Genomic DNA, 21,319 nt, shown 5'->3' on the forward strand with positions numbered 1-21,319 from the left:
TGCGGACTCCGGGGAATTTATTCTTTTTTGTAATTACTCACCCCCTTTGAAAAAAGGGGAGTAGTTACTCTTTTTCCTGTGTAGGGGAGAAAAATTTACAATGCCAACTAACTGCACACACCATATAAATCATACGCATCTGCTTCTTCAATCAACACTTGCGCGAAGTCACCTGGTTTAAGTCTAGTCGCATCACGAATATAAACTTTCCCATCAATTTCAGGTGCATCAGCGGCACTGCGAGCAATTGCCCCCTCAGCATCGACTTCATCCACTAAAACTTGTAAAGTCTGACCCACTTTACGCTGCAAACGCCGTGCGCTTATCTCGGCTTGCGTTTGCATAAAACGCTCCCAGCGCTCTTGTTTAAGGGAGTCTGGCACTGGATCTGGCAAATCATTGGCGGTGGCACCTGCAACCGGTGAATATTGAAAACAACCCACACGGTCTAATTCAGCTTCTGTTAAAAATTCCAATAATTCCTCAAATTCTGCTTCCGTCTCCCCAGGAAAACCTACAATAAAAGTGCTGCGCAAGGTAATTTCTGGGCAGATTTTACGCCAAGCCTTGATACGCGCCAAATTGTTTTCACTGCTGGCGGGGCGCTTCATTAATTTTAATATGCGGGGACTGGCGTGCTGAAATGGAATATCCAGATAAGGTAGCAATTGGCCTTGTGCCATTAAGGGAATCACTTCGTCCACATGCGGATAAGGGTACACATAATGTAAACGCACCCAAATACCAAATTCAGCTAAGGCACCGGCCAATTCTGTCATGCGTGTTTTGACTGCTTTGCCCTGCCAAATTTCAGTGCGGTATTTTACATCGACACCATAGGCGCTGGTGTCTTGAGAAATCACCAGCAATTCCTTGACGCCCGCTTTGACTAATAATGCAGCCTCATTCAACACTTCAGCGATGGAACGGCTAACTAATTTACCACGCATAGATGGGATAATGCAGAAAGCGCATTTGTGATTGCAGCCTTCGGAAATTTTTAAATACGCATAATGGCGTGGTGTGAGCTTGATGCCTTGGGGAGGAACCAGGCTAGTAAATGGGTCAGCAGGGGGTGGTAGATGGGTGTGGACGGCCTGCATCACAGCAGTGTAATCCTGCGGACCAGTGATGGCCAGCACATCAGGATGTTGTTTGCGGATTAATTCACTTTTAGCACCAAGGCAGCCAGTAACAACGACTTTGCCATTTTTAGCTAAGGCTTCTTCAATGGCTTCCAGTGACTCAGTCACTGCTTCATCGATAAATCCACAGGTATTAACGACGACTAAGTCGGCCTGTTGGTATTGCGGCACAATTTGATAACCCTCTGCGCGCAGCTGGGTCAGTATGCGTTCTGAATCAACCAGTGCTTTGGGGCAACCCAGGCTGACAAAACCAATTTTGGGATCAAGGGCGGTCATACAAACTCGAAATTTTTATAGAGTATGTCCACAGTAACATAGCTTAGGAATCTCTATCAATATGTAATGGCAGTATGCTCTCTGAACTATCACGCTTACTAGAACATCCCCAACTCTAACTTGGCAACATCAGACATCATGCTGCGATCCCAAGGCGGATCAAATACTAATTCAACGTCGACTTCTTTAACTTTAGGTAGCGCCAGTAATTTTTGCTTCACATCTTCAGCTAAAACCGGCCCCATCCCACAACCTGGCGCTGTCAATGTCATTTTAATAGCGATATGCTGTTCGCCATTGTCTTTCTCAGTAATTTTACAATCATAAATCAGCCCCAGATCCACTATATTCACCGGGATTTCTGGATCGTAACAAGTCTTGAGACGTTCCCAAACCAGATCTTGCAAGGTGATACCTTCAGGCAGCTCCACCAATGCCGGCGCAATTTCTCTACCTAAAGCGTCAGCATCTTTGCCATCAATACGTGCCAGATTTCCGTAAACATTGACGGTAAAGGTATTACCTAATTCTTGCGTGATGGTGACCTCTGTTCCGGCGGTTAAATAAATAGGCGCGCCTGAGGGAATGAGTAACGCATCTACGTTGCGCGATAATATGATGATAGTGTGATCTGTCATGGTTTACCTATCTAGGCTGTGGCGCAGATGGCTATCAACGCTCACAGAAAAGTAAAATATTTGTCTAGGTGTCAGCTTTTATTGTAAAACTCTCGCCACAACCGCATAAGCCGTTAGCGTTAGGATTATCAAATACTAATTGCCTTTGACCGCTGCCTTTGTCTACAAAATTAATTACTGTGCCACGGATGATATTCACACAATCTGCGGCTAAAAATACCGGTATCTGATTGATGGTGGCGCAGATATCATCTGGGCGTGGTTGCCGTGCCACATCAACTAAGTAAGAAAAACCAGAACAGCCGGTTTTTTTAACACCGATACTGATGCCGGCAGTTTCACCTAAATCGGCTAAAAAAGGTCTTAGGTGATTGCGGGCATCATCGGTTATTGAAATAATGGATTCTGAATGGTTGGTTGACATATTTTTCTCGTTGATAGTGGGTGGTATCTTTCCAGCCTCACCCCCTTTGAAAAAGGGGTGAGAACTTAACAACGCTCCTCGTGGAAGAGGTTACTCATGCCTCAGTGCACTCATCATCGTGTGCCAAGCTAAAGTGGCACACTTCACGCGCGCTGGGTAGGCAGCGACACCAGCCAGCACGGATAATTTTCCTAACTGTTCCACTTCTGCCGTTTCACCCCCTGTCACCAATTGATGAAAGCGCTGAAAAATTCTCTGCACCTCATCTAGGGTTTTTCCTTTAATCGCTTCCGTCATCAAAGAAGCCGAGGCCATCGAGATTGCACAACCTGTTCCCTGAAAGGTCGCATCAGTTACCACGCCCTTATCCTCAGTTAAATAAACCGTCAAACGATCACCGCATAATGGATTAAACCCTTCCAGCACACAGTTAGCAGTCGATGTCACACCGAAATTGCGCGGTCTTCTACCATGATCGATAATGACTTCTTGATATAATTCGTGTAATTCAGACATTATTGAAATAACCTAATCACTTTAGTTAAAGTCGCTGCCACAATCTCGATTTCTTCAGCCGTATTATACAAACCGAATGACACCCGTACCGTTGCCGCAAGCCCAAATCTTTCCATTAACGGCATGCCACAGTGATGCCCTACCCGCACGGCCACGCCAAAACTGTCTAATGCGGTGCCAATATCATGCGGATGAATATTTTCCAATACAAAAGAATGGATGGCTGCTTTATGTTGGCTGGTGCCGATCATACGCAGTTCAGGTATTTCACTGAAGCGTTGTGTCGCTAATTGTTGCAAATCATGTTCATGCGCAGCAATGCGATCAATGCCTAGGGTTGCTAAGTAATCTAATGCTGCACCAAAACCAACTACTGCTGCAATATTGGCAGTGCCCGCTTCAAATTTATAGGGTAAATCATTGTAAGTGGTTTTTTCAAAGGTGACTTGACGAATCATATTGCCGCCACCTTGATAAGGCGGCATAGCCTCTAGCCAGCGTGTCTTGCCATATAATACGCCAATACCTGTGGGTGCATACATTTTGTGGCCGGAAAATGTGTAAAAATCACAATCTAAATCCTGCACATCAACCGGCATATGTGGCACACCTTGGGCACCGTCAATTAACACGGGGATGTCATGCGCATGCGCCATGGCAATGATTTGTTTTACCGGGTTGATGGTGCCAAGCACATTGGAAACATGGGTGATGGCAACCAGGCGTGTACGCGCATTGAGTAATTTCGCATAGGCATCTAAATCCAATTCGCCGACATCAGTCACTGGGATGACTTTTAATTTGGCGCCGATTTGCTCACAAACAAATTGCCAAGGCACAATGTTAGCGTGATGTTCCATAGCGCTGATAATGATTTCATCACCAGCTTTAATCTGTATTCGACTTAAACAGCTAGCTACTAGGTTAATGCCTTCGGTAGTGCCTTTGACAAATATAATCTCATGGCGGTGTTCGGCATTAATTAGCTTTTGAATTTTATCGCGTGTACTTTCGTAAAGTGCGGTAGCACGTTCGCTTAATAAATAAACACTGCGGTGGATGTTGGCGTTGTCATTGCAATAATAATCATTCATAGCTTTGATAACGGCTATGGGTTTTTGTGTGGTATTGCTGTTGTCGACATAGACTAATGGATGGCCGTGGATTTTTTGCTTCAAGATGGGGAAATCTTCACGGATGCGAGTAATGTCTAGTGTCGCTGATTTAGCGGTTATATGTGGTGTCATGACTATTCTCGTAATTAAGCTTGCGGGGCGTTGTTGAATAAATCGAATACATCGAGCCTCAACCTAGTAACTACTCACCCTGTAAAAAACACTGTCATTCCCGCGCAGGCGGGAATCTATTTCTTTTCCGGCACGGAGACAAAGTCAGGATAGATTCCCGCCTGCGCGGGAATGACAACGCTTCATGATAACTTTTTTAATACCAATCTCTGCAAATACTCTGCAATTTCCGGCTCATTGATCTGACTTAGCACATCCTTTGCAAACGCCTCCGTCAACAGCGAAGTCGCAGTCGCTGCATCCAACCCACGTGAACGCAAATAAAATAGCGCTTCATCATCAATCTGCCCCACCGTTGCACCATGTGTACACTGCACATCATCGGCGTAAATTTCCAATTCTGGTTTGGTATTCATCTCTGCCGTTTGCGTCAACAAAATATTTTTATTCGTCTGTTGCGACTGCGTATGCTGTGCGAAAGGATGCACAATCACTTTGCCATTGAATACGCCCTTGGCTTGATCTGACAATATGCCTTTATAATATTCATCGGAAGTGCCATGCGTACTTCGGTGATCGATGCGGGTGTGATGATCGACATGCTGCTGGCCGGAAGCAATATAAAGTCCACGCAATTGACAATACGCCCCAGGTGCATTTAAAGAAAAATTTAAGTCATCGCGCGCCAATTTTGCACCTAAAGAAATACTACAACTACGCACCCGACTATCAGCATGCTGGTTAATAACGGTCATTGCTGTATGGATAGTTGCTGGGTTTTCCTGTTGAATTTTATAAAGACTTAAGTCAGCATTCTTTCGCACCTCTATTTGGGTAACTAAGTTTTTATAGTAGATATGATGGCTAGCTGATTCCGACAAATGTTGTTCTACTATGACCGCCTTACTGTTTTCCTCTAATACCAAGATATTGCGAGGAGAACATAAACACACCTCTTGTTGCGTTGAAGTTAAAAATACGCAGTGTATTGGTTTTTTCACCACCGTATTCGGTGGTACCCATAAACAAACACCATCACTAAAAAATGCAGTATTGAAATTGACCAATGGTGTTGTCGCAACGAGTTGCTGCAAAAAGGCTTGCAGTTTTTCAGCATGCTTAGTTAATGCTACGCCAAGTGGCAACAACAATACCCCCGCTTCCAAATCATGTATGGATGATAATGTTTGTGAAAAATGGCCATCGACAAATACCAATTGATGTGCAGGAAAATCAATTGGCACTGTCATTTTATCGGTGTTGCCGCTAGCTAAAACCAATGGTTGCTTAGCTAAAAATGTCAGATCGGTATATTTCCAATTTTCCTCTTTGCGCGAGGGAAAACCTTGCTGTAAAAATTCTGCTAGCGCAGCTTTACGCAATGCTTGCAACTTTGGTAAATTCTGACCTATCAGCTGCGGTTGCGCTTTTTGAAAAATAGCAGAAAAATCTGTTGCGTTTATCATGTTTTCGCCAGCAACCACCTTCATACCTGTTCCCCAGCCTGGCTCTGATCGAGCCAACCATAACCTTTGGCCTCTAATTCTAATGCTAATTCTTTACCACCGGATTTAATGATGCGACCATCGACAAATACATGCACGTAATCGGGAACGATGTAATCTAGCAATCGCTGATAATGGGTAACTAACATGATCGCGCGATCTTTGCTGCGTGAACTGTTGACACCTTTGGCGACTACTTGTAGCGCATCGATATCTAAGCCAGAATCGGTTTCATCTAGAATCGCCAGCCGCGGTTGTAATACCAGCAATTGTAATATTTCATTGCGCTTTTTTTCACCGCCGGAAAAGCCTTCATTCACTGAACGTTTTAAAAAACTTTCGTCCATGTCTAGTTCTTTAATCAGGCTTTTGATTTTCTGCATAAATTCAAATGCATCCAGTTCTTGTTCGCCACGTTGTTTACGTATGCTGTTAAGAGCGGCTTTCAAAAAATACATGTTGTTGACGCCAGGAATTTCTACTGGATATTGGAAAGATAAAAATAAACCTTTGGCCGCGCGTTGTTCTGGACTCAGTGCTAATAAATCTTGCTCAAAAAAATTAACTTTACCTTGGGTGATGATGTAATCACTGCGACCTGCTAACACATTGGCCAGGGTGCTTTTCCCTGAACCGTTAGGACCCATGATGGCATGGACTTCACCAGGTTGAATATTTAAATTGACACCGCGTAACACTTCTTTGCCTTCGGCGATATTTACGTGCAGGTTTTGTATATTTAACATGTTGTGACTCTTGGTGAATGAATGTAAATTCTTCTCTCCTTGTATAAGAAGAATTTTTAGCGATTACCCTATGCTTCCCTCTAAACTAACCTCCATTAATTTCTGCGCTTCCACAGCAAATTCCATAGGCAACTCTTTAAACACCTGCTTGCAAAATCCATTGACAATCATGGAAATGGCGTCTTCTTTACTGATGCCACGTTGCTGACAATAAAACAACTGCGCTTCACTGATTTTAGAGGTTGTGGCTTCATGCTCGACACGTGCGGTGTTATTTTTCACTTCAATATAGGGGAAAGTATGACCTCCGCAGCGATCCCCCAGTAATAGAGTATCGCATTGCGTATAATTTCTGGCATTGGTTGCTCCTGGATTGACGCGCACTAAACCACGGTAGCTATTCTGACCCAAACCTGCGGAAATGCCCTTGGATATAATAGTGCTACGTGTATTCTTACCGATATGCACCATTTTAGTACCCGTATCTGCTTGTTGGTGATGATTGGTCAGCGCAACGGAGTAAAACTCACCCACTGAATAATCGCCTTGCAAAATAACGCTAGGATATTTCCAGGTAATAGCCGAACCCGTTTCAATTTGCGTCCAAGAAATTTTGGCATGCGCACCGCGGCATGCGCCGCGCTTAGTCACAAAATTGTATATGCCGCCTTTACCGTCTTTATCTCCGGGATACCAGTTTTGCACAGTTGAATATTTAATTTGCGCGCCTGACAACGCTACCAATTCAACCACAGCGGCATGCAGCTGATTTTCATCACGCATAGGCGCAGTGCAACCTTCTAAATAACTGACATAAGCCCCTTCGTCAGCAATAATCAAGGTGCGTTCAAACTGTCCAGTATTTGCCGCATTAATGCGGAAATACGTCGAAAGTTCCATGGGACAGCGCACGCCCTTGGGAACATAGACAAATGAACCATCACTGAACACCGCAGAATTTAAGGCCGCGAAAAAATTATCGCGGTAAGGCACCACGCTACCCAAATATTGTTGAACCAATTCTGGATGGTTTTGCACGGCTTCGGAAAAAGAACAAAATACTACCCCTGCTTCAGCTAATTTTTCTTTGAACGTCGTCGCCACTGAAACACTGTCAAATACGGCATCTACCGCCACGCCTGCCAGACGTGCATGTTCATGCAACGGAATACCGAGTTTTTTATAGGTTTCTAAAATAGCTGGGTCGACTTCTTCAATACTCTTAGGGGCATTTTTTTGCGATTTGGGTGCTGAATAATACACGATCTTCTGATAGTCAACTGGTGGGTAATGTAATTGGCTCCATTCCGGCGGTGATAAGGTCAGCCAATGACGAAAGGCTTTCAATCGCCATTCCAGCATGAAATCCGGTTCGTTTTTTTTCTGCGAAATGCGACGAATGGTGTCTTCGTTTAAACCGGGAGCCAAGGCATCAGATTCGATAGGCGTGACGAAACCGTGTTGATATTTTTTATTGACGAGTTTGTCTATATAGTCACGTTCTTTTGGCATTACTTATCTCTTACCTATTTGAAATTACTGCGCTTTTTGCACGAGAAGGAAAAAGTGCCGCCGGCAATGATAATGGCTGCGCCATATCAGCTAAGGTCACATTCTGCAGCGTGTTAAACACAAAGCGGTTAATTGCACGCCAATTATGTTTCACTGCACATACACCCTCCTGAACACATAGCTGGGCTCCCTGGGCACATTCGGTCAAAGATGGTTTACCTTCGATGGCTGTCACCACTTCAGCTACACTAATAGCCGACGCTGGCTTACCGAGTTTATAACCACCACCAGTGCCACGAGCAGAAATAACCAGGCTGGCCTCGCATAGCATTTTTAGAATTTTACTCACGGTGGGAATCGCTAGATGAACCTGCTCTGCAATTTCACTGGCACTGACCCATTGATCGGGCTGTACAGCTAAATGATGCATAATGACAGTTGCATAGTCCGCGAGTTTACTGATTCGTAACATGAGGGGAAAAACTCTTGGTAGAATTTTTATATAGTACTGTTTCCGTACTATTTTGGCAAAGTTTACAGGGGTATTGGTGCGGTGACAAATTATTTTGTTCTGAAATTCTTAACCTATAACACTGCACCCAGGTTCTCACCCACTTTGAAAAAGGGGGTAAGAGGCACGGAAGAAGTGCAGTGCTTAGTCTGACACATGATCCCCTTTACTCCCCCCGCCCAAATGTGAGATTATTCTCCGCCTTGGCTGGGTGGCAGAGTGGTTATGCAGCGGCCTGCAAAGCCGTGGACGCCGGTTCGATTCCGACCCCAGCCTCGCCCGGGTGGCGGAATAGGTAGACGCAAGGGACTTAAAATCCCTCGGGAGCAATCCCGTGCCGGTTCGACTCCGGCCCCGGGCACCACCTCAAAATAGCCTTAGCTTTTTCCCTTCTCCCACAAGGGGAGAAGGATTTAGTCTCTACTTATGTAGATACTTACGTTAAAATTTAACCACTAGACCCTTTCATGTTCAGACCGCTTGCACTGTATATTGGCTTACGTTACACCCGCGCAAAACGTCGCGATCAATTTATCTCCTTTATCTCGCTCATCTCCATGTTAGGCATTGGCCTAGGTGTTGCTATACTCATCACCGTTCTATCCGTCATGAATGGCTTTGATTATGAAATTCGTAACCACCTATTCAACCTCGCCAACCAAGTTACGATCAGCCGCATGGACGGTCGCATCAATGATTGGGAACAACTCATCAAACAAGTCGAAGCGCAACCACATGTGGTGGCCGCTGCACCTTTTGTCAACGCCCAAGGCATGCTGGTACGACAAGGCGGTACTGCCCCAGTGATGGTCACCGGCATCTTGCCCGATCAGGAAAAACGCGTTTCCTCGATGCAATCACGCTTAATACAAGGTAGTTTCGACACCTTACAACCCGGCAGTTTTAATATTGTCATTGGTGAAGGTCTAGCTGAAAATCTAGGTTTAAGCGTGGGTGATAAAGTCGTGATGTATACTCCCCAGCTCAACGCCTCACCGCTAGGCATTTATCCGCGCCTCAAACAATTCACCGTCAGCGCCATCTTTCACATTGATGAAAATCCCAGCATGGATACTAGCCTGGCATTTATCAATATGCGTGACGCGCAATTGCTCTATCAACTGGAAAATGCCGTCATCGGTTTACGCTTGAAAGTTTCAGATCTCTATGCCGCACCCGCGGTTGCCAATGCATTGCAAGATTCGTTGTCTTCTGAGTTTGTTGTTACCAACTGGACGCAAGAATATGGCACCTTTTTTAAAGCGATGCGCATGGAAAAAACTATGATTTTCTTGTTACTCGTATTCATCATTGCTGTCGCAGCTTTTAATTTAGTCTCTTCTTTGGTAATGGCTGTTAATGACAAACAAGCAGATATCGCCATTTTACGTACCTTTGGCGCCACCCCACGCACCATTCTTGCCACATTTATGGTGCAAGGCATTTTACTCGGCTTCATTGGCACTTTTTTAGGTTTGATCGGCGGAGTTATCTTGGCTTTGAATGTCGGCTCGGTAGTAAACTTTATCCAAAACGTCTTTCATGTTGAGTTTATCTCTTCATCTGTTTATTTCGTCAATTACCTCCCCTCACGTCTGGAATGGCCGGATGTATGGCACGTCTGCGCCATCGCTTTGGGTTTGAGCCTGCTGGCAACGATTTATCCAGCATGGCAAGCTTCTCGCACCCAACCTGCGGAGGCATTGCGTTATGAATAATTCTGACCTTGTTTTGCAATGTGCCAATCTGTCCAAACATTTCTCTGAAGGGAAATTAAAGGTCGAGGTATTACGTTCGGTTAATCTCAACATTCATCGCAGTGAAAGAGTCGCCATCATTGGTTCCTCCGGCGCTGGCAAAAGCACGTTGCTGCATGTCTTAGGTGGTTTAGATAAACCCACTACTGGTAAAGTGTGGATAGCCGGCAACGAGGTACATGCTTTATCTGAAAGTAAAAAAAGTCAGCTGCGCAATCAATATTTAGGGTTTATTTATCAGTTTCATCATTTGTTACCCGAATTCAATGCCTTGGAAAATGTCGCCATGCCATTATTAATCGGCAACTGCCCACCCAAACAAGCTGAGGAGCGCTCTAAAGCCATGCTGGAACAAGTAGGCATGGGGCATCGCTTATTGCATCGACTGGGTGAACTTTCTGGCGGAGAACGGCAACGTGTAGCCATCGCTCGCGCCTTGGTAAACAATCCTGTTTGTGTGCTAGCCGACGAACCCACTGGCAATCTAGACCACCGCAATGCCGAACATGTGATTGACTTGATGTTGGATTTAAATTCGCGTTTGAAAACCAGTTTGGTGATTGTGACCCATGATTTAACCCTGGCCGCAAAAATGGACCGAACTTTAACCTTGGTTGATGGCAGTTTGTCTTAAGTCCTGCGTGCTAATAAAACTCAAATACAACACCCCAGGAGAAACTCATGGCTGATGAAAAAAGACCAGCACAAGACCTAAGTACTATTTTATCGGGTCGTACATCTCTTATATCTCTCACCTGCTTTGCGCTTGCTTTATACGGAATTTTAAGTTCGGAACAAGGGACTCCCGCTTTTAAGCTAGCCCTTGGAACAGCATTGGTAAGTAGCGGTTTTTTTATTAGAGAGCTGAAAAAATTATGGCCAGATGACGAGGAAGGAGAACTGGCTGAGCAGATGGCTAATGGGATTGCTAAAGCAGTATTGCCCAGCCTCATGCCGAGATGAAGCAACTGAAATAAAAAAATTAGCCTATTTTTTCTTCAATGCATCATCCCAGGCCACGCCTTCAGCCTGGGAATGCACAAACTTTTAGCCCATATTTTTTATCACTGCATCACCAAATTCTTTTGAGCCTAATAAGGTCGCACCCGAAATAGCACGTTCAAAATCATAAGTAACCGTCTTGGCTTTGATCGCTCCACTCATGCCTTTGATAATTAAATCCGCAGCTTCTTTCCAATCCATATAACGCAACATCATTTCCGCAGATAAAATTAATGAGCCAGGATTAGCCATATTTTTGCCGGCATATTTAGGTGCAGTGCCGTGGGTGGCTTCGAAGCAAGCAACTTTATCACCCAAATTGGCACCTGGCGCAATACCAATACCACCTACCTGTGCCGCCAACGCATCCGAAATGTAATCACCATTTAAGTTTAAAGTAGCAATTACACTATACTCCTCTGGGCGCAATAAAATCTGCTGTAGAAAATTATCGGCAATCACATCTTTAATCACAATGTCTTTGCCATTTTTGCGGATCACATGCCAAGGACCACCCTCTAAAGGCTCGGCACCAAAGCGTTCGCGGGCAACTTCATAACCCCATTCTTTAAACGCACCTTCAGTAAATTTCATGATATTGCCTTTGTGTACCAGGGTCACTGAAGGGCGATTATTATCAATCGCATACTGAATCGCACGAGCAATTAGTCGTTGTGAACCAGCTTTGGACACTGGTTTAACACCAATACCGCAATGTTCGGGAAAACGAATTTTCTTCACACCCATATCATTTTGCAGAAACGCAATAACTTTTTTAGCTTCTTCGGAATCTGCCGGCCATTCAATACCTGCGTAAATATCTTCAGAATTTTCCCTGAAAATCACCATATTAGTTTTTTCAGGATGCTTGAGCGGGCTGGGCGTACCATCAAAATAACGCACCGGTCTTAAACAGACATATAAATCCAACACCTGACGCATAGTCACATTTAAAGAGCGGATGCCACCGCCGACCGGCGTCGTCAATGGACCTTTGATGCTGACCACATAATCACGCATGATGTCCAAGGTTTCATCGGATAACCACACATCCTTGCCATACACCTGGGTGGATTTCTCCCCCGCATAAATTTCCATCCAGGAAATACTGCGCTTGCCGCCATATGCTTTGGCCACAGCCGCATCAACAACGTGACGCATTGGAGGAGTAATATCAACCCCAATACCATCACCCTCAACAAAAGGGATAATCGGTTGATTGGGGACGTTAACGGAAAAATCAGCGTTTATTGTTATTTTTTCGCCTGTTTCAGGCAGTTTTACCTTGGAATAAGACATGTTTTTAGCTCCGGTTGAGATAGAAAGAATGGCGGGTATTCTAGGGTATTTATGTTGGGATTTGTAGCAATAAAATAATTCCTCATTTTCCCAAGCAAAAATCCCAAACCTCTACTAATGTTACTTATATAGGCAATAATACCTATGCCTAAGACAAGGAAAGTCACCAAAAAGGCAGTCAAATGAAACACTAGAATGAACGCGCAAGATTGAGATAGTACTGTGACTTAAAGACCAGATGAAACACTCCTGGGGCTCTATTGCTTGCATAGCGCAAGTAATTCATTCCCCAAGAAGTATCAAAAAGTTCATAGCTTCGTAGCTTAGAACTTCTGCCTATAGTTGTTAACAACACACCCTAAAACTGACCGGGTGTTAAGGGAGGGTCAACGCCATGTTCAGCAAATCTCTAGAAATGACTCTTAATTTCGCGTTTGCCAAAGCCAAAGAAAAACGTCATGAATTCATGACCGTCGAGCATTTACTTTTGGCCTTATTGGAAAACCAAGAGGCAGCAGAAGTCTTAATCGCCTGCGGAGCCAACTTACAACGTATTCGCACCGGCTTAGACATATTCATTGAGGAAACCACCCCTCACGTGCCAGCCCATAAAGTGCTAAACGTACAACCCACCTTGGGATTCCAACGCGTCCTACAACGTGCAGTATTCCAAGCACAATCGACCGGCAAAGTTGAAGTCACTGGCGCCAATGTCCTCGCTGCCATTTTCGGCGAGCAAGAAAGTCAAGCCGCTTATTTTCTCAATCAAGAGAACATCAACCGCAGTGACATCAACAATTTTATTGCCCAAGGCAGCGGCAAAATGCATTCATTTAACGAACCTGATATGGAAATAGAACACCAACAACCGCCTGCCGAAATGGATTTAGAAAATTTACCTGTGGAAAATATATTAGAGCGTTATGCCATTAACCTCAACGAACAAGCCAGAATCGGCAAAATAGACCCGCTGATCGGGCGCAAAGAAGAAATATCTCGCGCCATCCAAGTATTGTGTCGACGTCATAAAAATAATCCCCTATTCGTCGGCGAAGCGGGCGTAGGTAAAACTGCAATTGCTGAAGGTCTGGCTACTATGATTGTCGAAGGCCAAGTGCCTGAACCTATGCTTAACAACGTGATTTATAACTTGGATATTGGCTATTTACTGGCCGGCACCAAATACCGTGGTGACTTTGAAAAACGCTTTAAAGCTGTATTAAAAGCCCTCAAACAAATGCCACAAGCCGTCGTTTTCATTGATGAAATCCATACCCTAATAGGCGCAGGTGCAGCCTCTGGTGGCGCCATTGATGCCTCCAATTTAATCAAACCGTTGCTGGCCAATGGCGAAATCCGCTGTATGGGCTCAACCACCTATCAAGAATACCGCAATATCTTTGAAAAAGACCGCGCCTTAACGCGCCGCTTTCAGAAAATCGATGTGCCGGAACCCACTGTTCCAGAAACCTATCAAATTTTAAAAGGCCTGAAACAAAAATTCGAAGAATACCACGATGTCATCTACACCTTGCGCGCACTGAAATCAGCCGCAGCGTTATCTGACCGTTATATCACAGATCGACGCTTACCAGACAAGGCGATAGATGTCGTGGACGAGGCCGGCGCATACCAGCGGCTGCAGCCGCTGGCTAAGCGCAAAAAAGTCATAGGCTGTCGTGAAATTGAGGAAATCGTCGCGAGTATGGCACGCATCCCCTCAAACAATGTCTCGAATTCAGATAAAGAGGTGCTACGCAATCTGGAACGTAACCTGAAGATGCAGGTGTTTGGTCAAGACCAGGCCATTGAATCGCTGGCAGGCGCCATTAAGCTCGCACGCTCTGGATTACGCGAACCGATTAAACCGATTGGTTCTTTCCTACTATCCGGTCCAACCGGCGTAGGCAAAACTGAAGTAACGCGACAATTGGCGAAAATATTGGGCATCGATTTAATTAGTTTTGATATGTCTGAATATATGGAACGTCACACTGTTTCACGCTTAATCGGTGCACCGCCAGGTTATGTCGGTTATGACCAAGGCGGATTATTAACCGAAGCTGTTATCAAGCATCCGCATGCCGTCGTATTGCTGGATGAAATTGAAAAGGCACACCCCGATATTTTTAATCTGTTACTTCAGGTCATGGATCATGGTTCGTTAACGGATAATAATGGCCGGGTGGCTGATTTTCGCCATGTGATTCTGATTATGACGACTAATGCCGGCGCCGAAGATATTGAGAAAATGACTATGGGCTTTACTGAACATGGCATTCGTACGGATGATATGGAAGCGATAAAGCGACTATTTTCACCTGAATTCAGAAATCGTCTGGATACGATTGTTTCCTTCCAGCATTTAAGTGTTGAAACCTTACATCGGGTCGTGGATAAATTTATTTTGGAGCTGGAATTACAGTTGCAAGATAAGAATGTCACCCTGACCATAGACACCGATAGCCGCAACTGGTTGTCTGAGCATGGCTATGACCACAAAATGGGCGCAAGACCGATGGCGCGAGTGATCCAGGAGTACATCAAAAAGCCACTGGCAGAAGAATTATTGTTTGGTAAATTAAACGGCGGCGGTTCGGTTAAAGTACAGGTTAAGGATGGCAAATTGGAATTGAATATACTGGGCATGGAGAAAGTGGCAGCTTGAGAAAGGTTACTGCCATCCTTTCCTAGTAGCGCAGAAGGATGACAGTAGCGGCAAGAGGTAATTCGCAAATTAAATTTAAGGGAAACCGATGACTCATAAATCATCACCCAATGAATGATAAAGACTTTTACGCCTGATCTTTACATAATGCCGGTTGATTAGAAAAGGTAAGTTACGCGTAAATCAAACTGCCTTTTCATGACTTGCCGTTTCTGCCTATAAATACTATCATCCGCATTTGTTTACCCTCCACTGCATTCGCAAACCTTCACTAACCTTTTTCTTTAGGAGAAAAAAATGGATTGGAACACCATTGACACCTGTATACAAAATAAATCTTTACTGAAACATAAATTTTATACTGCTTGGTCTGCCGGCCAATTAACCCTTCCAGATCTACAAATGTATGCCAAACAATACTATGCCCTGGAAACCACCTTTCCACGTTTGTTAAGCCGTATTCACTCTACTTGCGATCAGCCCAGCATGCGTCAGGCGATTTTAGCTAACCTTAATGATGAAGAATTAGGCGCTGAAAATCACCGTGAGCTGTGGCTGCGTTTTGCTGAAGGTGTCGGCTGCAACCGTGATGAAGTGATATCTGCGCCATTAAACGCAGAAACTGCAGAATGTGTGCGTACTTTGATGGAGCTGGCAGCACACCCCAATCCTGCCGTGGGACTTTCCATGTTATATGCTTACGAATCGCAACTGCCTGCCATCAGTCAGAGCAAGATCGATGGTTTAAAACGTTTTTACGGCATTGAAGATCAACGCGCTCTGTGTTTCTTTGAAGTGCATAAAGAAGTGGATGCCTGGCACTCTGCACAAGAGAAATCCATGATCGATGAACTCGGTGCCTCAGAAGAAGAAGTTAAGCAAGCGACAGAAACGGCTTGTGCGGCATTGTGGCATTTCTTGGATGGTGTGAATGCTGAACGTCTGGTTCGCAATGGTATTTCCGATGAGGTTTGTTGCCATTAATGCAGTACCAGCTTAAGCACTTCTAAATACTGCAGTCTCTCCTAAGCATGCATTTATTTTCTAAAATGCATTACTTCTCTAAACGATGCATTTCCTATCCCTAAGCACAGTATCCCCTCTCCCCTTGTGGGAGAGGGTTAGGGAGAGGGTTAGGGAGAGGGGGAGCATAGGCCATTTCAATTAAAAAACTTTTATCTGATTATTTAGTTAATTTCAAGTGGAGAGGAGATACAGTGCAGGGAGAAAGTTATGGCGCAAAAAACAAAGTTACAGTGCAGGAAAGAGAGCCATAGCTCAAGAGAGAAAGAGTTACGTACTTTTCAACCCATCGATAGATGTTATAATCCGCACCGCTAATCACCCACCGGAGATATCGCATGACCACTGAAACCCGCCAAGAAACCGACAGCATGGGTAAAATTGCAGTTCCAGCCGATCGCTACTGGGGCGCACAAACACAGCGTTCCCTGCACCATTTCAATATTGGCAGTGAAATCATGCCACGTGAATTAATCAAAGCTCTTGGTATCCTGAAAAAATCCGCAGCATTAGCCAATGCCTCACTTGGAAAATTATCTGCCGAACAGGCCAAATTAATCGCTCAAGCAGCTGATGAAGTCATCGAAGGTAAGCTCGATGCACATTTTCCCCTGCATATCTGGCAAACCGGCAGCGGCACCCAAACCAATATGAACGCTAACGAAGTCATCGCCAACCGCGCCATTGAATTAGCAGGTGGCGAGTTGGGCAGTAAAAAACCCATCCATCCGAATGACCAAGTCAACATGTCGCAATCTTCTAACGACACCTTCCCCACTGCCATGCATATCGCCGCGGTGGAAATGCTGACGCATCGCCTGTTACCGGCATTAACCGAACTCACTGAAGCCTTAGCGGAAAAACAACAGGAATTCGCCCACCTCATCAAAATCGGCCGCACGCATTTACAAGATGCCGTACCCATGACCCTGGGGCAGGAGTTCTCAGGTTATGTTGCGCAATTGGAAGCTGATATACAGCGCATCTACAGCGTACTACCCGGACTCTATGAATTAGCCATCGGCGGTACCGCCGTAGGCACCGGTTTAAATGCCCACCCTGAATTCGGACAGCGCACTGCCGCTGAAATCGCCAAAATCACTGGCCTGCCCTTTATCAGCGCTTTTAACAAATTTGCCGCCTTAGCCGCGCATGACGCCATCGTCATGGCCAGCGGCGCCTTGAAAACTTTGGCCGTGTCTTTAATGAAAATTAGCAATGATATTCGTTGGCTAGCCTCAGGACCCCGCGCTGGCATTGGCGAACTCATTCTGCCGGAAAATGAACCCGGTTCATCGATTATGCCAGGCAAGGTTAATCCCACCCAATGCGAAGCCATGACAATGGTGTGCGTACAGGTTATGGGCAATGACACAACCATCGGCATAGCCGGCTCACAAGGCAATTTTGAATTAAATGTTTTTAAACCGGTTATGATCCATAACTTATTGCAATCAGTGCGTTTACTCGCGGATGCTTGCCGCTCTTTCACTGCATTTGCCGTACTGGGTATGAAAGCCGATGAGACTAAAATCAAAAATAATGTGGAACAATCCTTGATGCTGGTCACCGCGTTAAGCCCCGTGATCGGCTACGATAAAGCTGCGCAAATTGCGCATAAAGCCCATCATGAAAATACCACGCTCAAGGAGGCCAGTGTCGCGCTTGGATATTTGAGCGCTGAGGAATTCGACCGTGCGGTACGGCCTGAAGAGATGATTGCGCCGAGGTAGGGAACTCGGGAACTCTACTGTAACTCCCCTCCTGAAGCTTTCACCCCCTTTTTCAAAGGGGGTAAGGGATGAGAGGTGAGGGGTGGAGAACTTGAGAAGGCAGAGAAGCGAGCACTCAAGGAGGTGGGTTAGGGAGGGCTTAAACGAAACCTTTGTTTCATGGATGAAACAACGGAGCGTACAAGGACGTATTCACAGCGTTTTCGTTTAAGCCCTCCCTAACCCACCTCCTTGAGTGCGTATTGAGGCACCATTAGAGTTGCATAAAGCTTTAAACTTAATTGTCATTATTTTGTAACATCTGCGATATACACTGCTCACCACACCCACTGATTCTCACACGGAGAAACCCAGCAATGAAATTCAAATTACTCGCTCAATTAGGGCTGCTCGGTACACTCGTAGCTGCTCATGCCGCCACTGACAGTAAAATCATCACAGGCGCAGGCGCAACCTTCCCCTACCCGCTTTACGTCAAATGGGCGGAAGCTTACCAAAAAGAAACCAGCGTTCAACTCAACTACCAACCCATAGGCTCAGGCGGCGGTATCAAACAAATCCAAGCCAATACCGTCGACTTTGGTGCTTCCGACAAACCCCTATCCAGCGATGAACTCAAACAAAACAACCTCACCCAATTCCCCACAGTGATCGGTGGAGTCGTTCCTGTTATTAATCTACCTGGCATACAAAGCGGACAAGTTAAACTTTCAGGCAATGTGTTAGGCGATATCTATCTAGGGAAAATAAAAAACTGGAATGACCCGCAAATCAGTGCCTTAAATCCGGGCATACAACTACCTAATACCGCCATTACTGTCGTACATCGCTCTGACGGTTCCGGTACCACTTTCTTATTTACTGATTATCTATCTAAAGTAAACAACAACTGGAAAACTCAAGCCGGAGCAGATACCGCCGTAGCTTGGCCAACTGGCATTGGCGGTAAAGGCAATGAAGGCGTCGCTTCCTATGTACAACGCATCAAAGGCGCCATTGGTTACGTAGAATATGCCTATGCCCAACAAAATAAAATGGTATCCGTAGAACTTAAAAACAAAGACGGTAACCTGGTTAACCCCTCTATCGATACATTTGCCGCAGCTGCCGCGAATGCCAAATGGAGCAGCCAAACAAATTTCGCTGAAATTTTAACCGATGAACCGGGAAGCCAAAGCTGGCCTATTGTCGGTGCAACCTTTATCCTCATGCATACTTCAGAAGATAATGCTGAAAAAGCTCATGACGTATTGAAATTTTTTGACTGGGCTTATCAGCATGGTAAACAAATGGCAAAGGATATGGATTATGTACCTCTGCCAGAACCAACCATAGATTTGATACATGCAGCATGGAAAGAAAACCTCAAAGATCAGAAAGGCAATCCCATATGGCATTAAAGCCGGAAAATTATGCGGACTATACATCCACATTAACAGATGGTGTACATCGCCCTGCTATTGATGAAAAAGTTGCGCGGTTGTTTCGCAAACAAAACCACTTGGATAAAATCATACAACTGGTAGCGGCGTTCTTCGCCGCTTGTTTGTTAGTGCTGGCCATTGCGATAGTGATTAAATTATTTCAAGCCAGCACCCCTAGTATCAAAGCCTTTCGATTGCACTTTTTGTTCAATGCATCCTGGAACCCAGTTACACATGATTTTGGTGCACTAGTCCCTATTCTCGGTACTTTAATTACTTCATTTATTGCTTTATTAATTGGCATTCCTATTAGTTTTGGCATTGCGCTATTCCTCACCGAGCTTGCACCAGAGATACTAAGACAACCTTTGCGCATTTTGGTTGAATTGCTAGCCGGCATTCCCAGTATTATTTACGGTATGTGGGGATTGTTTATTTTTGCCCCCTGGTTTGCAGATAATGTTCAACCCTGGCTGATTGAGCATCTCGGTAGCCGACCTTTTTTAGGTCCGTTATTTCAAGGCGCGCCCTTGGGTATTGGTCTTTTGACGGCGGGGATTGTCTTGAGCATTATGGTGATTCCTTTCATTGCTTCTGTCATGCGCGATGTATTTGAAATTGTCCCCGATTTACTTAAAGAATCGGCTTATGCATTAGGCGCTACGCGCTGGGAAGTGGTTTGGAATATTATTTTGCCCTATTCGCGAGTTGGGGTGGTCGGGGGCATTATTCTAGGCTTGGGTAGGGCTTTGGGAGAAACCATGGCCGTAGCCTTTGTGATTGGTAATGCGCATCAGCTCTCCAGTTCTTTGTTGATGCCTAGTACCAGTATTTCTTCCGCGCTGGCCAATGAATTCACCGAAGCTACCGGGACACTTTATAACTCAGCATTAAGTGAATTGGGTCTGATTTTATTTGGGATTACATTATTGGTCTTTGTAATGTCTAAAATGCTAATGAAGCGATTACAGAATTATCGGGCAGTATAAAAATGTCTTTTCTATATTACAAACGCCGTTTTATAAATTCCGTGAGCTTAGTCTTAGCAACAGTGGCTATGTTGATTGGTCTTGCATGGCTGGCATGGATACTGGTTAGCTTGATACAAAATGGCTGGCAAGGTTTGTCACTGCATATGTTTACTGCCAACACACAGCCACCGGGAAGCGCTGCTGGTGGCTTATTAAATGCCATTGTCGGCAGTGGCCTAATTATTATTTCCGCCGTGTTAATTGGTGCCCCCATAGGTTTGTTAATTGGCACTTATCTGGCTGAATTTGGTAAAAACTCTCGCTTTGCTAACATTGTGCGTTTTGTCAATGACGTGTTATTAAGCGCGCCATCTATCTTATTAGGGTTATTTATTTACCAGATTTATGTGGTCAAAATGCAGCATTTTTCCGGTTGGGCAGGCTCATTCGCGCTGGCATTATTAGTAGTTCCCATTGTGGTGCGTACCACCGAAGACATGTTTATCCTCGTGCCTAACACTTTGCGTGAAGCTGCTGCTGCCTTAGGCGCACCACGCTGGAAAGTCATTGCCTCTATCGTGCTGCGCGTATCGAGAACCGGGGTTTTAACCGGTATGTTACTGGCTTTGGCACGTATCAGCGGCGAAACTGCACCGCTTTTATTCACTGCGCTGAATAACCAGTTCTTCAGTTTAAACATGAATCATCCCATAGCCAATTTGCCTTCAGTTATTTTTCAATACGCCATGAGTCCTTATGAAGACTGGCATAAACTAGCCTGGGCGGGGGCGCTGTTAATTACTGGTTGTGTGCTAGGGCTCAATATTGTGGTCAGAGTAGTATTTAAACAGAAATCGCCTATTACATAAAAAATTCCTTATTCCTTCTCCCGTCTGTGACCGAAGGGAATCCCCTTGTG

General features: G+C 45.0%; 19 protein-coding genes and 2 tRNA genes. 11 read left to right on the plus strand and 10 right to left on the minus strand.

The window, feature by feature from the left end:
- Positions 1 to 107 precede the first annotated feature (107 nt).
- The 9 genes from rimO to VHE99_03360 all read right to left on the minus strand — a co-directional run bounded on the left by rimO (position 108) and on the right by VHE99_03360 (position 8,484).
- A complete protein-coding gene (rimO, locus tag VHE99_03320) occupies positions 108 to 1,424 on the minus strand; it encodes a 30S ribosomal protein S12 methylthiotransferase RimO (protein ID HVV68055.1) in 1,317 nt (438 codons plus the stop codon).
- Positions 1,425 to 1,522: 98 nt separating this feature from the next.
- A complete protein-coding gene (gene sufT, locus VHE99_03325) occupies positions 1,523 to 2,062 on the minus strand; it encodes a putative Fe-S cluster assembly protein SufT (protein ID HVV68056.1) in 540 nt (179 codons plus the stop codon).
- A 64-nt stretch (positions 2,063 to 2,126) separates the two neighbouring features.
- Positions 2,127 to 2,486: an iron-sulfur cluster assembly accessory protein gene (locus VHE99_03330; protein ID HVV68057.1), complete on the minus strand. Its 360-nt coding sequence runs from the start codon at positions 2,484 to 2,486 to the stop codon at positions 2,127 to 2,129.
- A gap of 90 nt (positions 2,487 to 2,576) precedes the next feature.
- Positions 2,577 to 3,002 (minus strand): SUF system NifU family Fe-S cluster assembly protein, encoded by a 426-nt coding sequence (locus VHE99_03335; protein ID HVV68058.1) that lies wholly within the window; start codon positions 3,000 to 3,002, stop codon positions 2,577 to 2,579.
- A complete protein-coding gene (locus tag VHE99_03340; GenBank protein HVV68059.1) occupies positions 3,002 to 4,249 on the minus strand; it encodes a cysteine desulfurase in 1,248 nt (415 codons plus the stop codon). The genes VHE99_03335 and VHE99_03340 overlap by 1 nt, the downstream gene beginning before the upstream one ends.
- 182 nt (positions 4,250 to 4,431) lie before the next feature.
- Positions 4,432 to 5,739 carry a Fe-S cluster assembly protein SufD gene (gene sufD / locus VHE99_03345; GenBank protein ID HVV68060.1) on the minus strand — a complete coding sequence of 436 codons (1,308 nt, stop codon included), beginning with the start codon at positions 5,737 to 5,739 and terminating at the stop codon, positions 4,432 to 4,434.
- Positions 5,736 to 6,500, minus strand: a complete 765-nt coding sequence (gene sufC, locus VHE99_03350) for a Fe-S cluster assembly ATPase SufC (protein ID HVV68061.1) — start codon at positions 6,498 to 6,500, stop codon at positions 5,736 to 5,738. The genes sufD and sufC overlap by 4 nt, the downstream gene beginning before the upstream one ends.
- A gap of 63 nt (positions 6,501 to 6,563) precedes the next feature.
- Positions 6,564 to 8,012, minus strand: coding sequence for a Fe-S cluster assembly protein SufB (gene sufB, locus VHE99_03355; GenBank protein ID HVV68062.1), 1,449 nt, complete (start codon positions 8,010 to 8,012; stop codon positions 6,564 to 6,566).
- A 10-nt stretch (positions 8,013 to 8,022) separates the two neighbouring features.
- Complete coding sequence (locus VHE99_03360; GenBank protein ID HVV68063.1) at positions 8,023 to 8,484, minus strand: SUF system Fe-S cluster assembly regulator; 462 nt, start codon at positions 8,482 to 8,484, stop codon at positions 8,023 to 8,025.
- 244 nt (positions 8,485 to 8,728) lie between these two features.
- Here VHE99_03360 and VHE99_03365 point away from each other — a divergent pair.
- From VHE99_03365 to VHE99_03385, 5 genes are all read left to right on the plus strand, one after another.
- Positions 8,729 to 8,799, plus strand: a tRNA-Cys gene (locus VHE99_03365).
- A 1-nt stretch (position 8,800) separates the two neighbouring features.
- Positions 8,801 to 8,887, plus strand: a tRNA-Leu gene (locus tag VHE99_03370).
- A 103-nt stretch (positions 8,888 to 8,990) separates the two neighbouring features.
- Entirely contained in the window at positions 8,991 to 10,241 is a 1,251-nt protein-coding gene (locus VHE99_03375; GenBank protein HVV68064.1) for a lipoprotein-releasing ABC transporter permease subunit, read from the plus strand.
- Positions 10,234 to 10,914 carry a lipoprotein-releasing ABC transporter ATP-binding protein LolD gene (gene lolD / locus VHE99_03380; GenBank protein HVV68065.1) on the plus strand — a complete coding sequence of 227 codons (681 nt, stop codon included), beginning with the start codon at positions 10,234 to 10,236 and terminating at the stop codon, positions 10,912 to 10,914. Before VHE99_03375 ends, lolD begins: the two co-directional genes overlap by 8 nt.
- Before the next feature lie 47 nt (positions 10,915 to 10,961).
- On the plus strand, positions 10,962 to 11,243 hold the full coding sequence (locus tag VHE99_03385) for a hypothetical protein (GenBank protein ID HVV68066.1): 282 nt from the start codon (positions 10,962 to 10,964) through the stop codon (positions 11,241 to 11,243).
- An 84-nt stretch (positions 11,244 to 11,327) separates the two neighbouring features.
- Here VHE99_03385 and icd read toward each other — a convergent pair whose 3' ends face one another.
- Positions 11,328 to 12,581 carry an NADP-dependent isocitrate dehydrogenase gene (icd, locus tag VHE99_03390; protein ID HVV68067.1) on the minus strand — a complete coding sequence of 418 codons (1,254 nt, stop codon included), beginning with the start codon at positions 12,579 to 12,581 and terminating at the stop codon, positions 11,328 to 11,330.
- Positions 12,582 to 12,975: 394 nt separating this feature from the next.
- On the opposite strand from icd, the gene clpA reads away from it, so the two are divergent.
- From clpA to pstA, 6 genes are all read left to right on the plus strand, one after another.
- Positions 12,976 to 15,249, plus strand: coding sequence for an ATP-dependent Clp protease ATP-binding subunit ClpA (gene clpA, locus VHE99_03395; protein HVV68068.1), 2,274 nt, complete (start codon positions 12,976 to 12,978; stop codon positions 15,247 to 15,249).
- Between the two features lie 297 nt (positions 15,250 to 15,546).
- Entirely contained in the window at positions 15,547 to 16,233 is a 687-nt protein-coding gene (locus tag VHE99_03400; protein HVV68069.1) for a CADD family putative folate metabolism protein, read from the plus strand.
- Between the two features lie 377 nt (positions 16,234 to 16,610).
- On the plus strand, positions 16,611 to 18,005 hold the full coding sequence (fumC, locus tag VHE99_03405) for a class II fumarate hydratase (protein HVV68070.1): 1,395 nt from the start codon (positions 16,611 to 16,613) through the stop codon (positions 18,003 to 18,005).
- A 356-nt stretch (positions 18,006 to 18,361) separates the two neighbouring features.
- On the plus strand, positions 18,362 to 19,405 hold the full coding sequence (gene pstS, locus VHE99_03410; protein ID HVV68071.1) for a phosphate ABC transporter substrate-binding protein PstS: 1,044 nt from the start codon (positions 18,362 to 18,364) through the stop codon (positions 19,403 to 19,405).
- Entirely contained in the window at positions 19,396 to 20,418 is a 1,023-nt protein-coding gene (gene pstC / locus VHE99_03415) for a phosphate ABC transporter permease subunit PstC (GenBank protein HVV68072.1), read from the plus strand. Before pstS ends, pstC begins: the two co-directional genes overlap by 10 nt.
- Before the next feature lie 2 nt (positions 20,419 to 20,420).
- Positions 20,421 to 21,269, plus strand: a complete 849-nt coding sequence (pstA, locus tag VHE99_03420; protein HVV68073.1) for a phosphate ABC transporter permease PstA — start codon at positions 20,421 to 20,423, stop codon at positions 21,267 to 21,269.
- Positions 21,270 to 21,319: the final 50 nt, after the last annotated feature.

The sequence above is a fragment of the Gammaproteobacteria bacterium genome, from assembly GCA_035546635.1.
Taxonomy (GTDB): Bacteria; Pseudomonadota; Gammaproteobacteria; order JAURND01; family JAURND01; genus DASZWJ01.

Bases quoted from the DNA above. Each gene is read 5' to 3' on its own strand.
- sufD (HVV68060.1), bottom strand. From the start codon at position 5,739: ATGAAGGTGGTTGCTGGCGAAAACATGATAAACGCAACAGATTTTTCT.
- VHE99_03340 (HVV68059.1), bottom strand. From the start codon at position 4,249: ATGACACCACATATAACCGCTAAATCAGCGACACTAGACATTACTCGC.
- sufB (HVV68062.1), bottom strand. From the start codon at position 8,012: ATGCCAAAAGAACGTGACTATATAGACAAACTCGTCAATAAAAAATAT.
- sufT (HVV68056.1), bottom strand. From the start codon at position 2,062: ATGACAGATCACACTATCATCATATTATCGCGCAACGTAGATGCGTTA.
- icd (HVV68067.1), bottom strand. From the start codon at position 12,581: ATGTCTTATTCCAAGGTAAAACTGCCTGAAACAGGCGAAAAAATAACA.
- VHE99_03335 (HVV68058.1), bottom strand. From the start codon at position 3,002: ATGTCTGAATTACACGAATTATATCAAGAAGTCATTATCGATCATGGT.
- VHE99_03400 (HVV68069.1), top strand. From the start codon at position 15,547: ATGGATTGGAACACCATTGACACCTGTATACAAAATAAATCTTTACTG.
- rimO (HVV68055.1), bottom strand. From the start codon at position 1,424: ATGACCGCCCTTGATCCCAAAATTGGTTTTGTCAGCCTGGGTTGCCCC.
- fumC (HVV68070.1), top strand. From the start codon at position 16,611: ATGACCACTGAAACCCGCCAAGAAACCGACAGCATGGGTAAAATTGCA.
- VHE99_03330 (HVV68057.1), bottom strand. From the start codon at position 2,486: ATGTCAACCAACCATTCAGAATCCATTATTTCAATAACCGATGATGCC.
- lolD (HVV68065.1), top strand. From the start codon at position 10,234: ATGAATAATTCTGACCTTGTTTTGCAATGTGCCAATCTGTCCAAACAT.
- clpA (HVV68068.1), top strand. From the start codon at position 12,976: ATGTTCAGCAAATCTCTAGAAATGACTCTTAATTTCGCGTTTGCCAAA.
- sufC (HVV68061.1), bottom strand. From the start codon at position 6,500: ATGTTAAATATACAAAACCTGCACGTAAATATCGCCGAAGGCAAAGAA.
- pstS (HVV68071.1), top strand. From the start codon at position 18,362: ATGAAATTCAAATTACTCGCTCAATTAGGGCTGCTCGGTACACTCGTA.
- VHE99_03385 (HVV68066.1), top strand. From the start codon at position 10,962: ATGGCTGATGAAAAAAGACCAGCACAAGACCTAAGTACTATTTTATCG.
- pstC (HVV68072.1), top strand. From the start codon at position 19,396: ATGGCATTAAAGCCGGAAAATTATGCGGACTATACATCCACATTAACA.
- pstA (HVV68073.1), top strand. From the start codon at position 20,421: ATGTCTTTTCTATATTACAAACGCCGTTTTATAAATTCCGTGAGCTTA.
- VHE99_03360 (HVV68063.1), bottom strand. From the start codon at position 8,484: ATGTTACGAATCAGTAAACTCGCGGACTATGCAACTGTCATTATGCAT.
- VHE99_03375 (HVV68064.1), top strand. From the start codon at position 8,991: ATGTTCAGACCGCTTGCACTGTATATTGGCTTACGTTACACCCGCGCA.